Below are 15,550 nucleotides of genomic sequence, written 5' to 3' on the forward strand. Positions count from 1 at the left end.
AAATCAACAGAGGTGTTTAACACAACCAATATCGATAAATCGAATCGATTCTACGCATCAGAATCGGTTCTTTTTTCTATTTTTACTAAACATAGAAACAAAGGCAATACCTACCAACCCTTTTATATTAAGACTTTTCAATCAATTCTATCAATCTCCGAAAATATTTCGAAAATAATATTGTAATCGTTTACAAGACGGAGTATAATGACGTTAGTGAAACGTATCAATTGCAGATAAACAGCTAAAAAAGGTTGAGTAATCTCCCTTTTTATTTTTACAAACGAATTGAAACGTTTCGATTAAGGTATTATAAAAATTCTTAAGGGGTGTATGGGTAATGAAATTGATGAAACCTTGGATCGCGATTGCCGCTTCGTTCATGCTGGTAGTTGGGTGCAGTAACTCCAACAATGCTTCAAGTGACGAGGAGAAAAAAGGTAACAACGAAGATCAAGTAACCATTAAGTTTGCTAGCTGGGCGCTTGGAACGGAAGAAGATCAGAACATTGAGCGCTTGATGATTGCGGAATTTGAAGACAAATATCCTAATATCGATGTGGAAATTGATGAGTCTATCGCAACAGATGACTGGAATAATTCCCTTTCCTCTGCAGCAAGTGCAAATGCAATGCCTGACGTCTTCATGGTATCTCAAGTACCAACTGGACTTGCAAATGATTGGTTGTTAGATGTAACCGAATTGGCTGCAGAAGATGAGGACTTTGCAAAAATCCCTGAAGTTGTAACAGATTCTGTTACATACAATGATGCAGTATATGCAATTCCTAGTGCACAGCATTTCCTAGGTTATTTTGTAAATAAAGATTTATACAATCAGGCAAACTTGGATGTTCCTGAATATGGTTTCTCTGTTGATGAATTTACGGAATCTGTTCGTTCCGTGACAAATGTGAACAATGGAGTGGTTGGTTTAAATAATCCATTTGCCATTGTGGACTGGTATCCATCTTCTGTAAATGAAGGAATTGGCTGGTACACATTCAGTGAAGATGAGTATCACTTAAACAGTAACGAATTCATTTCTGGTATTAACCTTACAAGCAACTTTGTAACAAATGGCTATTCTTATGAGAATTTGTCTGATGAACAAAAAGCAAACTTCAATGGCGAGAATGCTGGAGAAGTATTTGCTGGTGGTGGAATCGGACTTAACTGGGATGGTACATGGGCAGTGGAAAACTTCTCTACTAACCTTGATTTTGATTGGGATTTCGTTGGAACTCCTGGCGGAAGAACAGTAATCGTTAATGATTTCATGGGAATCTCTAAATCTACTAAACACCAAGAAGAAGCTTTCCTTTTTGCTAAGTGGATGAGCTTTGGTAAAGAAGGATTCTTGAAGCGTATTGATTTAGCAGTAGAGAATGAGAAAGCATTGAACAACCTTCCTGTAACTCAAGATGAAGAAGTATTGGATGCATTCTTCGAAGTTCAGGATATCCCTGGCTTACGTACAGCATATGACAATCTGGCGAATGGAATTGTGGAACCTGTTAAAACAGTACCTGGATTCGTGCAGTCCAGATGGGAAGCACCAACTGGCGTAGCAGTAGGCGATAACCCTAATGCAAACATTGCAGCACTGATTGATGCAAGTATCAGAGGCGAAATCAAGATTGAAGACTATGCTGCACAAATCAATGAATTAGCAAATCAAAAGTACCAAGAAGGCAAAGAAGCGATTGGTCAATAAGATGTATCAACTGTGAAGGGGATGGGGATTAGATATGAAACGTAAAATGATGTTCTGGTCATTAATACTGCTGTTGCTAGTACCAGGCCAATTCGCATTTGCTGATGAAGAGAAGAGCCTTGAGCAGGTGGCAGAACAAGTCATTGAGCCACGCTATCTATCGATCCTTAAGCAGTGGAATGAAGTGGGACAGGGCAACGCGCAAGATTTCGAGCGCGTTGTCACTCCCGCTGATTTTTTATCCATTGATGAGAGTAGCTTGCTTTCAACTGGAGAAAGCAAGGAGTATGGTGATCAAGTATATGCTTGGAGAAACAAGGATTCTGTCACTATTGAAGTGGAAGTAGAGGAAGCAGGCTTATATGAACTGGGCTTTGACTATTATCCTCTTGGGGAAGGAATTGTACCGATAGAAGGCTCTATCAAAGTAAATGGGGAATATCCATATTTTGAGAGCCGTAGGATTACGTTCCCGAAGGACTGGAAAAGTGCAACGAATGAGTTTGAGCAGGACCGATTTGGCGATGAAATTATTCCGCAGCAGCTGCCGATTGAACAATGGCATTTTATTAAGGTCGAGGATTCTAGTCATCTACAAGCAAGGCCGTTAAAGTATCAATTAAAAGAAGGAAAAAACACCATCACATTGGAAAATATCCGGGGAGAAATGTTACTTGGAAACATCTATGTGAACGGTGTGGAAACGATCCCTACATATGAACAATATAGAGAGAACCAAGCCGGGGATCTCACGGAAACAACTAGAATCACAATTGAAGCGGAGCACCCGCTTAAGAAAAATAGTTCTTTTATCAGACCTGTGAACAGACAGGATGCATCTGTTGTCCCATATGAGCGCGATAAGCGTCTGTTGAATGCAATTGGCGGAGAGTCATGGCAAACGAGTGGGCAAACGGCTACATGGGAGATGGAAGTAGAGAAAGAAGGTTACTACCAGATTTCCTTGAAAGTGTTACAAGAGAAACAATCAGGCTTCCCGGTGTTCCGGACAGTCATGATCAATGGAGAGTTACCTTTTGAAGAAGTAGAAAGCTATCCTTTTCAACAGGAGAAAAACTGGGTAAATGAAACACTTAGCAACGAAAACGGGGAACCGTATTATTTTTATTTAGAGAAGGGGAAAAACACCCTTACACTCAAAGGTGATGCGTCACCTGTAAATCGAACGTTATTCGAAATGGATGAAGTGATGAAGGGCATTGAACAACTCTCTTTATCTATTAAACGACTAACTGGAAACAACCAAGATCGCTCTCGCGGCTGGAGGATTACCGAGTACATGCCTGAGATAGAAGGGGAACTTACTTCATGGGCGGATAAGCTTGAAGGAGAAAGTGAGTATCTGCTTGAGTTAAGTGATGGAAAAGAATCAGTGGAGATTGTATCGCTCAACATCGCCGTCGAACGGTTAAGAGAGCTTGCAACAGATCCTGACAAAATTCCGGCACGACTGACTCAGCTTTCAGAAGGCTCCAGTTCTGTCGCACAGCTTCTTGGAAATGCAACACTGAATTTGAAAAAACAGCCATTGATAATGGATCGAATATATATTCACGGTGACGAAACGTTACCAAAACCAGAACTAGGATTTTTTGCAAAAGCAAAAGAATCTGTTTTGAAATTCTTCCACTCGTTCCAGTCTAATACGTTAGCAACGGAAAAGGTGGACGATGATGTAGTAGATGTGTGGGTGAACAGACCACGTCACTATGTAGAATTGATGCAAAATATGGTGGATCAGAACTTTACCCCTCAAACAGGAATAAAAGTGAGATTTTCTATCATGCCTTCCGAGCAGAAATTGATTTTGGCTAATGCTGCCAACAGTCAGCCGGACCTTGCGCTTGGAATCAGTAGCTGGCTGCCATATGAACTCGCTATTCGTGGGGCGGCTTATGACTTAAGAGAGTTTGATAATTTCAATGAAACACTTGCTCACTTCTCTCCGGGGGCATTACTGCCAATGATCATCGAGGATGAGGTTTATGGATTGCCGGAAACGCAGGATTTCTTTGTTCAGTTTTACAGAAAAGATATTTTAGGTGCTTTAGATGTTCCTGTCCCTGACACATGGGATGATGTAGTAGATGTCTTGCCTGAGCTGCAACGCTTTGGATTAAATTACTACACGCCTATCGCAGGTGCAGTAGCGTTCAAGCCGTTCCAGGCAACGTCTCCATTTATTTATCAGCATCATGGGGACTTGTATAAAGAGGATGGCATGGGAACGACAATTGATAGTGATGAAACAGTCCGCGGCATTCAGCTTATGACGGATTTGAATACAATATACAGCACGCCGCTTCAGGTGCCAAATTTCTATAATCATTTCCGTTATTCCACATTGCCAATTGGTGTATCTAACTTCCAGACTTATGTAGAGCTTACATCTGCAGCTCCAGAAATCTCCGGTTGGTGGGACATTTCCCTTCATCCTGGAGTGGAAAATGAGGACGGAGAAGTGGAAAGATGGGCAACAGGATCTGGACAGGCCGGCATGATCTTTAACGGCAGCAAGAATAAGGACGAAGCATGGGAAGTGCTGAAATGGTGGATGTCCACAGAAACACAGACGGACTTTGCTACTACCTTGCAAATCATGTATGGACCATCTTATATGTGGAATACCGCAAATCTTGACGCCTTTAAACAATTACCATGGCCAGAAGAACATAAAGAAGTCATCTTAGAGCAATGGGAACATTTACGTGAAGTACCGAAAACGCCATACACCTATATGGTAGAGCGTGAGATTAGTAATGTTTGGAACCGTGTGGTTTTCGACGGGGAAAATACCCGATCAGCTGTAGACGATGCGGTGGTAACCATTGACCGTGAAATGAGGCGGAAGATGGAGGAGTTCGGATATATGAAAGACGGAAAAATCGTAAAAACCTATCCGATTCCCACGATTGAACAAGTAGAAAGCTGGGTGGAAGAAAATGAGGAGTAGCCTTCAAAAGCATGCAAGTACATCGATCTTTCTTGCACCATATTTAATCTTTTTCTTTACCTTTATCATCATCCCGGTGGTAGTGGCCATTCTCTTATCGTTTACGTACTTCAATGCGATTGAGATGCCGAGCTTCATTGGGCTTGCCAACTATGTGAGCGTGCTTACGCAAGATGAGGTCTTCATGCAGCGCGTCTTGCCGAATACGTTAATGTTTGCAGTCATTGTCGGGCCGGGGGGATACATTTTATCCTTCCTGCTTGCTTGGATGCTGGCACAGATCTCCAAAGGCCCGCGAACGGTATTGGCGCTTATCATCTATTCCCCATCCATGACAGCCGGCATTGCAATGGCAGTTGTTTGGACCATCATTTTCAGCGGGGATCAGACAGGCTATTTAAACAGTCTTTTAATCACAATCGGTGTCATCTTGGAGCCTGTTCAATGGCTGCAATCACCAGATCACTTAATGACGATCATGATTGTGGTTACCCTTTGGGGAAGCATGGGAGTAGGTTTCCTTGCGATGTTGTCGGGTGTCTTGAACATCAATAAGGAAATCTATGAAGCCGGTTATATTGACGGCATTAAAAATAGATTTCAAGAAATCATCTTTATCACCATTCCATCAATGAAGCCACAAATGCTTTTCGGAGCTGTCATGGCAGTGGTCGGAACGTTCCAGGCCGGTGCGATCGGGGTCGCCTTATCCGGTGCCAACCCGACGCCTCAATATGCAGGTCAGTTAATGGTCAACCATTTAGAGGACTATGGCTTCATCCGCTATGAAATGGGATATGCAGCAGCAATATCCGTTCTATTACTACTATTCGTCTATATCTTTTCAAAAGTTGCTTGGCGTTTATTCGGAGAAAAAGACTAAATGGCGATGGCTGTTTTCTAGGAGAAAGTTAATAAGTGGATTGTAGCGGAAGTCACTTGCAAACACCTGAAATGAAGGAGGCCATTGAAAAGGAAATTTTACAATCCTGCTGGTTTCTAGCTGTTGAATGGAGCAAAAGGCGGAGACTCCAGCGGGAGGGAAGCGGTAGCTTGAGACCCCGCAACGAAGTGAGGAGGCTCAAGCATCGCCCCGCGGAAAGCGAAGCCTATTGCGGAATTCAACAGCGGTGTTTAATCCAGACCAGAACTATTTGCTTTTTCATTCGCCTCCAACGGAACGCAAGGAACGGTCAACCGTAAAACCAACCAACTAACTTATAGAAAACATCCAAGCCCATAAAACTTCTAATGTAGGGAGTGAATGATGTGTCGGCATTCCATGGAACAAAAATCAATCCAGACCGTTTTCACAAAAGCCAATTAAAGTTCTATGCATTTCTAATACCGCTTGCCATCTTTATGGCTATGCCCATCGTCTTTGTCTTTTCTCACGCCTTTAAGCCGATAGATGAGCTCTTCGCTTATCCACCGCGCTTTTTTGTGCAAAAACCGACGATGCAGAACTTCATTGATTTAATGAATAACACTAGCACATCGGGAGTTCCGATGTCCCGTTACTTATTTAATAGTATTTCCATTACCCTCATCGTCGTATTTGTAACTGTCCTAATCAGTACGATGGCAGGGTATGCCTTATCGAAAAAGCGATTCAGATTAAAGAAAACTATCTTTGAAATTAACACACTTGCATTAATGTTCGTTTCTGCGGCAGTGGTGATTCCACGATATCTTTTGATTGAAAAAGTAGGGCTGTTAGACACGTTCCTAGTTCATATTTTTCCACTGATCGCGATGCCAATCGGGCTTTTCCTAGTAAAACAATTTATCGATCAAATACCCAACGAATTAATAGAGGCGGCGCAAATGGATGGTGCAACGGATTATCAAATTTTCCGGAAAATTATTATACCGCTCGTAAAACCAGCGATAGCGACCATAGCAATTTTATCGTTCCAACTTGTTTGGAATAACACGGAAACTTCGACATTGTTTGTCGATAATGAAAATTTGAAGACCTTTGCCTTTTACATGTCGACTTTAACTTCGACCTCCACAGGTAACACCGTAGCGGGTCAAGGAATGGCGGCAGCGGCATCTTTAATAATGTTCATTCCAAATTTAATCATCTTTATTATCTTACAAAGTCAAGTAATGAATACGATGGCACATTCAGGAATCAAGTAGAAGGGGGAGAAAAAGAGTATGAAGCGCATTTTCATTGGCTTATTGACTGTATGGTTAATCCTCCTTTCTCCTTTGCAATCCTTTGCAGCCCTGTCTGTTCCATATAATACAGAGACGGTATCAACAGAAGGGTATATCATTGAAACGCAGACCGCTTATATACCGGTGGGGCTTTTCGGTAGTACGAGTGATATAGTCAATCCGGAAGATGTCTATATCGATCAGAACAACCATGTGTATGTGGCTGATTCCGGTACGAAGAAAATCACCAAGTTTGATGAGAATGGCAGAAAGCTGTTAGAAGTAGGAGAAGGAATCCTGCAAATGCCGACTGGGGTTTTTGTAGATGATGAACAGCAAATATATGTAGCGGATTATACAAATGAAAAAGTCTACCGCTTTTCTAAAGAAGGGAAAATGCTCCAAGAATACGGCAGACCAGATTCTCCTCTTTTTGGAACAAAAACGCCGTACAAGCCACAGAAAATCACCGTAGACAAACGAGGCAACCTCTACATTATCGGTGAGGGTTCGACAAATGGCATCATCCAGGTTGGCCAGGATGGTACATTTCTCGGATTCTTCGGAGTAAACCGTACAAGACCATCGTTAATGTCTGTGGTACAGGATGCACTGACAACAGATCAACAGCGCTCCAGCATGTTTTTGAAAGTGCCGCCAGCGCCTACTAACATTGCAATTGATGAAAAAGGACTTGTTTACACCATTACAGCTGGTACTAGCTTTGAAGTCATTCGAAAGTTGAACATTGCAGGTGGGAACATACTGTCACCGTACATTTCCGAGATTACTAATCTTCAGGATATAGCAATGGGGCCACTTGGGAATTTCTTTGTTTTAGCTAAAGATGGAAGAATCTACGAGTATGATAGTTTTGGAAATCTGCTCTTTATCTTTGGCGGTAAAGACGATGGTACAAACCGTCTTGGACTGTTTATGGATCCATCTGGTGTTGCAACAGACAACCTTGGTCGGATTTTTGTGACAGACCGTGAGCGTGGAACCGTACAAGTACTCGAACCAACAGCTTTTGCAGAAATGCTTCATGGCGGGATCTCCCTCTATGCTCAAGGGCTTTACATAGAGAGTGAGCAATATTGGAGCGAAGTGTTGAGAATGAATTCTTCCATTGGCCTTGCTCATAACGCGATGGGGGAAGCTTATTACAAACAACAGGAATATGAAAAGGCTTTAGAATCATTTGAACTGGTAGGCAATGTAGCAGGATATTCCGACTCCTTCTGGGAGATCAGGAATCAGTGGATGAATGAGAATCTAAGCACTGTTTTTGCAATTTTAATAGGATTGTTTGCTGTCAGGGCGACCTTGCTTTTTGCAGATAAAAAGAAAGGGATCTTATCGCCGACAAGGAAAAGATGGCAGGCATTTAAAAATAAGAAACTATTGAGTGAGCTATTATTCTTAGGGAAGTTTTTACGTCATCCAATTGATAGCTTCTATTATATTAAAAGACAAAGAAGGGTCAGCGTATTATCAGCCACCATTCTTTACGTCATCTTGTATGCCGAATTCTTGTTCATGAAGTACTTCACAGGATTTATTTTCAGGGGTGGTATTACTTTAGAGCAAATTAATTTCGGAATGGAATTCATTTTGTTATTCCTGCCAATCATTCTTTTCATCGTTTCCAACTATCTAGTAAGTACCATTAACGATGGAGAAGGAAGGTTCTCGGATATTTATATTGGAACCATTTATTCGTTGGCACCGATCATTGTACTCTTGGTTCCGATTACACTCATGTCAAATGTGCTTACGCTTAATGAATACTTCTTATACGTTTTCTTTATGCAAGTGATGATGGGATGGTCGTTAATTATCTTGTTCATCATGATCAAAGAAATTCATGCCTTTGAATTTTGGGGAACGGTACGAAATATCTTTACGACAATTTTCTGTATGTTCATCATTGTGTTGGTATGCTTCATTATCTACGTATTGATGGATCAGGTTATTGATTTTGTAACAGCAATCATTCAGGAGGTGATTCTCCGTGTTTAAAAAAATTCTGCTTGCGATGCTTATCGCCATTCTTCCGGTATCTGTATTCGCTGAATCTTTAACATCAAAGGAAGAGCTAGAAGACATCGAAGTGGAAACAGAGCTCGGAGAAGAGACGCTCCGCTTTGATTCCAATCAGTTCACCCAGCCAGAGGGGGAAAACAAACCTCTGCCAGAAGGAAACCTTGAGGGTTTTACAAAGGTAACGGAGAACGACAAGCTTGTGCTATATGTGCAAGAAGCGTCACTGGCAATAAAAATTCAAAACAAAGATACGGGCTATATCTGGCATTCTGGTGTGGATAATGCGGAGAATTATCGCTTAAACAACACATGGACAGATATGGTGCAATCCGCCATCACCATTGATTACTTGGATCGACGCGGAAACATCAAAACGGAAAGCATACTGACAGAAGAAACGAAACCGAGCATTCAAATGAACGATGACGGCTTTACTGCAGAAATAGATTTCCGTGGTTCCAGCATTGAAATAGAGCTGAACGTGACACTTGAAGACGAAAACATTGTCATTGATGTGCCGAGTGAAGGTGTACAAGATGGCACCTACAATAAGATAGTGGCCATGAAAGTCTATCCTTTCTTTGGTGCCGCACACATGGATGATATTACTGGCTATTTGTTCATACCGGACGGAAGCGGTGCACTTATGAGATTTGAAAAGAGTGCTTTCCGTTCTGATACGCCATTCATCGGTTCCATTTATGGAGAAGATGAAGGATTTACAAGACCGCAAAGCACAGAAGATGAATACACCTACCCTGCACAAAAGATTTCTGTTCCTGTATACGGTGCCGTACATGGTGTAAAACAAAATGCCTTCATCACATCCATTGAGGAAGGACAAAGCTATGGGCGGGTTCTTGCTTATCCGTCTGGTGCATCTACTGATTTCTTTTGGGTTACATCTGACTATCAATATCGATTTAATTATTTTCAGCCGACAAGTAAGAGCATGGGTGGGTTTAATGTCTACCAAGAAGAAAGAAACAATTTCAATATCAAACAGAAAGTCATGTTTTTATCTGACCAAGAAGCAGATTATGTCGGAATGGCGAACAGATATCAACAGCATTTAGAGGAAAAAGGCACACTTTCTAGCAACAAGGAAGACAAGGTAGATCTTCGCCTGGAGCTTTTAGGCGGGGAAACGAAAAAAGGATTGATTTGGAATTCCGTGCAGCAAATGACAGAGATTCGAGATATTCCTCGTTTTGTAGAAGAGCTAGAGCAAAACGATGTCGATAATCTGCATGTGGTGTTAAGAGGCTGGACAAAAGGCGGACTGACGGGAACGCTCCCACAAAAGTTCCCGTTAGAGAAGAAGGTTGGTAGTAGAGGGGAGTTGGAGGAAACAATTCAAAAGTTAGAAGAAAAAGACATTCCTTTCTACCTGCACACAGACTTCACGACTGCTTTTGACGGCGCATCCGGCTTTTCAGGAAGCAAGGATGTTTCCAAAAAAATTAACGGCCAGCCGATGACGCAAAGTCAATTTGGCTATAGCAGTTATTATCTCAGTCCTGCGAAATCGCTTGAAATTGCCAAGAAAGATGCAGCGGATTTTAAGGGTCATAGCGTAGAAAATATAGCAGTTGAAACAACTGCAAGTAAACTATTCTCTGACTTTAATAAAGGCATGGCATCTTCAAGAGCAGAAATGATTGAATTGAATCAAGAACTGTTTGCTCACTATCAGGAGCAAGGTATTGACTTATCCCTATACCGTCCGAATGACTATGCTTGGGGATATATGGACAAGTACTTGGATATGCCAATGTATTCCTCCAACTATATGTTTGTAACAGACACGGTACCGTTCTTACAAATTGTCTTGAAGGGATACACGCCGTATTATGCGACATTCTCCAACTTCTCTCATAATCCAACGGAAGAAGTGTTGAGAATGATCGAGTTTGGTGCTTATCCATCCTTTTATCTGACAAGAGAGTCGGCACAGCTATTAATGAAGACGCCTTCAAGAGGTTTGTATACGTCAGAGTTTGCTAGTTGGAAAGAGGAATTGATCAGTCAATACCGTCAAGTGAAAGAAAGTCTTGGAAAAGTAGAGAATAGCTCGATTGTTGATCGGATTGTCCATCAAAAAGGGGTATCTGAAGTCGTCTATGAAAATGGTGTATCCATTATCGTTAACTACACGGATTCAGACGTTACCATTGACGGAACAACGGTCGCAGCTACGTCATTTAGCATAAAAAAAGGGGGGAACTAAGCATGAAGCAGCTATCCATGCGCTCGAAGAATACGCTAACAGGATTATTGTTCATCTCACCATGGATTCTTGGATTTCTCTTATTCACAGCTTATCCCCTCTTTTATTCTTTGTACTTAAGTTTTCAAAAAGTACGGATCACCACAGAGGGCATCCAAACAACCTTTGTAAAGTTTGATAACTTTAAAGATGCCTTTACAGTGGATGCATTGTTTACACAAAAGCTGTTGACGTTTGTGCAAGAACTTGTGTTATCTGTGCCGATTATCATTGTGTTTTCTTTAATCATTGCGATTCTGTTGAATCAGCCGATCCGTTTTCGTAATTTTTTCCGAATGATTTTCTTCCTGCCGGTTATCATTGCAAGCGGACCAGTTATCAATGAATTGATCTCGCAGGGAGTGACATCCATCCCGTCCATTAAGGACTATGCAATATTTGAAACGATGCTCTCTGCAGATTCCTTATTCAGCAGTGTGCTCCTGTATTTGATGGATAACCTGATCATCATTTTATGGTTTTCCGGAGTGCAGTTCTTAATTTTCCTGGCAGCCTTGCAAAAAATAGATACACAAGTCTATGAAGCTGCCAAAATCGATGGGGCGTCCAACTGGGAATGCTTCTGGAAGGTGACATTGCCAAGTATTTTCCCAATGATCGTTGTTAACACGGTTTATACCATTGTGACATTCTCGATTTTCTCGTTAAATCCAGTTATTGAGCATATCCAAACGAATATGTTTCAAATCAATACAGGCTTTGGCTATGCCTCAGCCCTATCATGGATCTACTTCCTATTGATTGCGGTTGCACTGGGTATATCAGTAGCGCTGTTAACTGTTAGAGGAAGAAAAAATTATGCTTAAAGGAGGCCGTTATCATGGCAAGCGAATCGCTGACTAACCGCAAACCAAAAGGGACAGGCATCGTGACCAGGTTGAAAAAGCTCGCTTTCGGAATGAAAGGGAACGACGGCTTTCTCTATAAGCTATTCATTTACGGCTTGTTGATCGGAATTGGCTTTGTATACTTATTCCCGTTGCTATATATGATTTCTTATAGTTTAAAAAGTTTGGAAGATATCTTAAATCCACTAGTAAACTGGATCCCGACTCAACTTTACCTGGATAACTATCAATCTGCCTATGCAGTATTGAAATTCCTTCCTACTTTAGTGGAATCTTTATATGTAACGGCCATACCGGCTATTGTACAAACGGCAGTATGTGCGGTGGTTGGGTATGGGTTTGCACGCTTTGCCTTTCCATTCAAACGAACCATGTTTGTACTGGTATTGGCGACGTTCATCATTCCTCCTCAAGTAACGGTCATCCCTCGTTATGTATTTTTTAACGAGATTGGAATTCTGGGAAGCATTCAGGCTTTCTTATTCCCTGCCTTACTTGGACAAGGAATCAACAGTGCGATCTTCATATTGATTTTTTATCAATTCTTTAAAATGATGCCAAAAGCACTCGAGGAAGCAGCTCAGCTTGATGGCGCAGGATATTTACGTATTTTCTTGACGCTAGCGCTTCCAATGGCTGCACCTGCCATCATCATTTCATTCTTGTTCTCCTTCGTTTGGTACTGGAATGAAACATATTTGGCAGCGATCTATTTTGGTAACTCGTTAACAACCTTACCACTTGAGCTCCAAAAATTTGTAGCTACTTATCAACAAATGTACCCGCAGAGTGGTGGGGAAGCATCTGAAATCAATGAAGGCATTAATATGGCAGGTACGGTCATGACCATTTTGCCAATGCTTGTTGTATATGCCATTACGCAACGATGGTTTGTCGAAGGTGTAGATCGTTCTGGTATTGCGGGTGAATAAAGGAATAAAGAGTGCCGTTATGGGCCCTTTATCGAAATAAATAGAAACGTTTCGAAAAGAGCGGTTTATTTTATTGCAAAAACTCTTATATTTATTCATTATTTTTTGTGAAAACGTTTCGTATTCATGTTATGTGATTGGGGAGGTAATTAAGGATGGCTAAAAACATGGAAAATCTTTTAGAACAAATGACATTAGAGGAAAAAATAGCCCAGCTCATGCAACTGGCGACATTCTTCTATAAAGGTGCAGCAGGGGATGGAGAAATTACCGGTCCCCTTGAAGATATGGGAATCTCCAATGACGTGGTGCAAAACAGTGGCTCCGTGCTTGGGGCATCAGGGGCATGGGAAGTTGCCAGTATTCAAAGAGAGCATCTTGCAGAGAATCGTTTAGGAATTCCTCTACTGATGATGGCGGATATTGTCCACGGATTTAAAACCATCTTTCCTGTACCTCTTGCCATTGGTTGCTCATGGGATACAAAACTTGCGGAAAAGAGTGCAGAAATTGCGGCAAAGGAAGCCTCTGTTTCAGGTGTTCATGTCACATTTGCTCCGATGGTCGACTTAGTTAGAGACCCAAGATGGGGACGAGTGATGGAATCAACAGGGGAAGATCCTTATTTGAACAGTGTCTTTGCCAAGGCCTTTGTCCGAGGTTTCCAAGGAGAAGACTTGACCAATGACACTCACCGTGTTGCCGCTTGCGTAAAGCACTTCGCAGCATACGGTGCACCAGAAGGAGGCCGCGATTATAATACAGTCAACATGTCGGAAAGACAGCTTCGTGAGTCTTACTTGCCTGCCTACAAAGCGGCACTTGATGAAGGCTGCGAGATGGTCATGACCGCCTTTAACACGGTCGACGGCATTCCTGCATCCGGAAACAAAAAGCTGATGAGAGATCTGTTACGCGAGGAGTGGGGCTTTGAAGGTGTCATGATCTCCGACTGGGGTGCAGTGAAAGAACTGATTCCACATGGTGTTGCAGAGGACGAACGGGAAGCAGCGCTAAAAGGTCTTGAGGCAGGGGTAGACATTGAAATGATGACAGCCTGTTACGCGAAGAATCTTCAGGACCTTGTAGAAAGCGGCGAGCTATCGGAAGCACTGATTGATGAATCGGTCTTACGTATTTTAAATTTAAAAAACAAACTTGGACTTTTTGAAAATCCCTACCGGGGCACGAGCGAGGAACTAGAAAAAGAGGTCATCATGTCATCGGAGCACCGTCAAGTGGCAAAAGAACTTGCCATCAAATCTAGTGTTCTTTTAAAAAATGTTCAGGTTCTACCGTTGAATAAAGAGCAGAAAATCGCACTGATCGGCCCATTTGCGAAAAATGGAGATGTGCTTGGACCATGGTCTTGGCAAGGTTCAAAGGAAGCGGCAGTAAAAGTATATGACGGACTGCTTGCAAAAACATCTGAAGCTAATCTTTTGGTGGCACAAGGATCTGACATTGAAACAATCACAGAAGAGCAACTCACAGAAGCTATAGAGACAGCTAAAGGAGCAGATGTCATTGTCTTGGCACTTGGGGAAGCATCCGAGATGAGCGGAGAAGGTGGCTGCCGAGCAGATATCCGCCTGCCAGAAGCACAATTAAAGCTTGTAGCGAAAATAAGGGAGCTTGGAAAACCTGTTGTGACGGTTCTTTTCAACGGTCGACCTTTAGATTTACATGGTGTAATTGAGCATTCGGATGCGGTTCTGGAAGCATGGTATCCGGGAACGGAAGCTGGATCAGCCATTGCAGACTTGTTGTTTGGAGAGGCAAATCCTTCCGGACGACTAACGATGTCATTCCCTTTCTCGGTGGGACAGGTTCCCGTCTATTATAACTGCTTCAACACGGGACGCCCACAAGGTGAAAACAAACAGGAGCGCTATGTCACACATTATCTTGATATTCCAAATGAGCCTTTATTGCCATTCGGGTTCGGATTAAGCTATACAACCTTTGAATACAGCGATATGAATCTATCAGCCGATAGTTTAACAGATGACTCCAGCATCGATATGAGGATCAACGTGACGAACACAGGTGAACGTGCCGGTGAAGAAACGGTTCAGTTCTATATCCGTGACCTCTCAGGAGAAATCGTCCGCCCGATTAAAGAACTAAAAGGCTATGAAAAAGTATGGCTAGAGCCTGGTGAAACAAAACAAGTCACCTTTACCATCACAGAAGATCAGCTCCGATACTACCATTCGGACCTGACCTTCCAAAGCGACAAAGGAAAATTCCACGCCATGGTCGGCCCGAACAGCAACGAACTGACGATAAAAGAGTTCACTTTAAACAAGTAGTCTTTAACGCAAGTGCAATATCAGCAAATGATTGGAGAAAAAGGCGAAGACTCCCGAGGGTGAAAGCGGTAGGTGGAGACCCCGAAGGAGTAGCAAAGTCACAGAAAAACTGAAATCTCATGTACTTAATGATTTCTAGCTGTTGATTGGAGAAAAAGGCGAAGACTCCTGAGGGAGATAGCGCTAGATGGAGACCCCACAGGCGTAGCCGAGGAGGCTCCAGCAGCGCCCCTAGGAAAGCGCAGCCTTTTGCGGAAAT

General features: G+C 42.3%; 9 protein-coding genes. All 9 read left to right on the plus strand.

Going from position 1 to position 15,550, the window contains the following annotated elements; all coding sequences use genetic code 11:
* The first annotated feature begins 340 nt into the window (after positions 1–340).
* The gene (locus tag HF078_RS19790) at positions 341–1,717 is read left to right on the plus strand and encodes an ABC transporter substrate-binding protein (protein ID WP_169292691.1); all 1,377 of its coding nucleotides are present in this window, start codon (positions 341–343) and stop codon (positions 1,715–1,717) included.
* Positions 1,718–1,751: 34 nt separating this feature from the next.
* Entirely contained in the window at positions 1,752–4,691 is a 2,940-nt protein-coding gene (locus tag HF078_RS19795) for an extracellular solute-binding protein (RefSeq protein ID WP_240951801.1), read from the plus strand.
* The gene (locus tag HF078_RS19800) at positions 4,681–5,574 is read left to right on the plus strand and encodes a carbohydrate ABC transporter permease (RefSeq protein ID WP_168862928.1); all 894 of its coding nucleotides are present in this window, start codon (positions 4,681–4,683) and stop codon (positions 5,572–5,574) included. The genes HF078_RS19795 and HF078_RS19800 overlap by 11 nt, the downstream gene beginning before the upstream one ends.
* Before the next feature lie 386 nt (positions 5,575–5,960).
* Entirely contained in the window at positions 5,961–6,839 is an 879-nt protein-coding gene (locus HF078_RS21235) for an ABC transporter permease subunit (protein ID WP_168862927.1), read from the plus strand.
* Positions 6,840–6,857: 18 nt separating this feature from the next.
* Entirely contained in the window at positions 6,858–8,882 is a 2,025-nt protein-coding gene (locus HF078_RS19810; RefSeq protein ID WP_169292692.1) for a YIP1 family protein, read from the plus strand.
* Positions 8,875–11,136: a DUF5696 domain-containing protein gene (locus HF078_RS19815; protein WP_169292693.1), complete on the plus strand. Its 2,262-nt coding sequence runs from the start codon at positions 8,875–8,877 to the stop codon at positions 11,134–11,136. The genes HF078_RS19810 and HF078_RS19815 overlap by 8 nt, the downstream gene beginning before the upstream one ends.
* A gap of 2 nt (positions 11,137–11,138) precedes the next feature.
* Positions 11,139–12,002 carry a carbohydrate ABC transporter permease gene (locus tag HF078_RS19820; protein ID WP_169292694.1) on the plus strand — a complete coding sequence of 288 codons (864 nt, stop codon included), beginning with the start codon at positions 11,139–11,141 and terminating at the stop codon, positions 12,000–12,002.
* Positions 12,003–12,016: 14 nt separating this feature from the next.
* Complete coding sequence (locus tag HF078_RS19825) at positions 12,017–12,976, plus strand: carbohydrate ABC transporter permease (RefSeq protein WP_169292695.1); 960 nt, start codon at positions 12,017–12,019, stop codon at positions 12,974–12,976.
* 155 nt (positions 12,977–13,131) lie between these two features.
* A complete protein-coding gene (gene bglX / locus HF078_RS19830) occupies positions 13,132–15,291 on the plus strand; it encodes a beta-glucosidase BglX (RefSeq protein WP_169292696.1) in 2,160 nt (719 codons plus the stop codon).
* Positions 15,292–15,550: the final 259 nt, after the last annotated feature.

It is taken from the genome of Bacillus sp. RO2 (genome assembly GCF_012911845.1).
Taxonomy (GTDB): domain Bacteria; phylum Bacillota; class Bacilli; order Bacillales; family Bacillaceae_I; genus Sutcliffiella_A.

Excerpts from the sequence above, each read along its gene's own strand:
- HF078_RS19820 (WP_169292694.1), top strand. The coding sequence starts at position 11,139 with ATGAAGCAGCTATCCATGCGCTCGAAGAATACGCTAACAGGATTATTG.
- HF078_RS19810 (WP_169292692.1), top strand. The coding sequence starts at position 6,858 with ATGAAGCGCATTTTCATTGGCTTATTGACTGTATGGTTAATCCTCCTT.
- HF078_RS19825 (WP_169292695.1), top strand. The coding sequence starts at position 12,017 with ATGGCAAGCGAATCGCTGACTAACCGCAAACCAAAAGGGACAGGCATC.
- HF078_RS19790 (WP_169292691.1), top strand. The coding sequence starts at position 341 with ATGAAATTGATGAAACCTTGGATCGCGATTGCCGCTTCGTTCATGCTG.
- bglX (WP_169292696.1), top strand. The coding sequence starts at position 13,132 with ATGGCTAAAAACATGGAAAATCTTTTAGAACAAATGACATTAGAGGAA.
- HF078_RS19795 (WP_240951801.1), top strand. The coding sequence starts at position 1,752 with ATGAAACGTAAAATGATGTTCTGGTCATTAATACTGCTGTTGCTAGTA.
- HF078_RS19800 (WP_168862928.1), top strand. The coding sequence starts at position 4,681 with ATGAGGAGTAGCCTTCAAAAGCATGCAAGTACATCGATCTTTCTTGCA.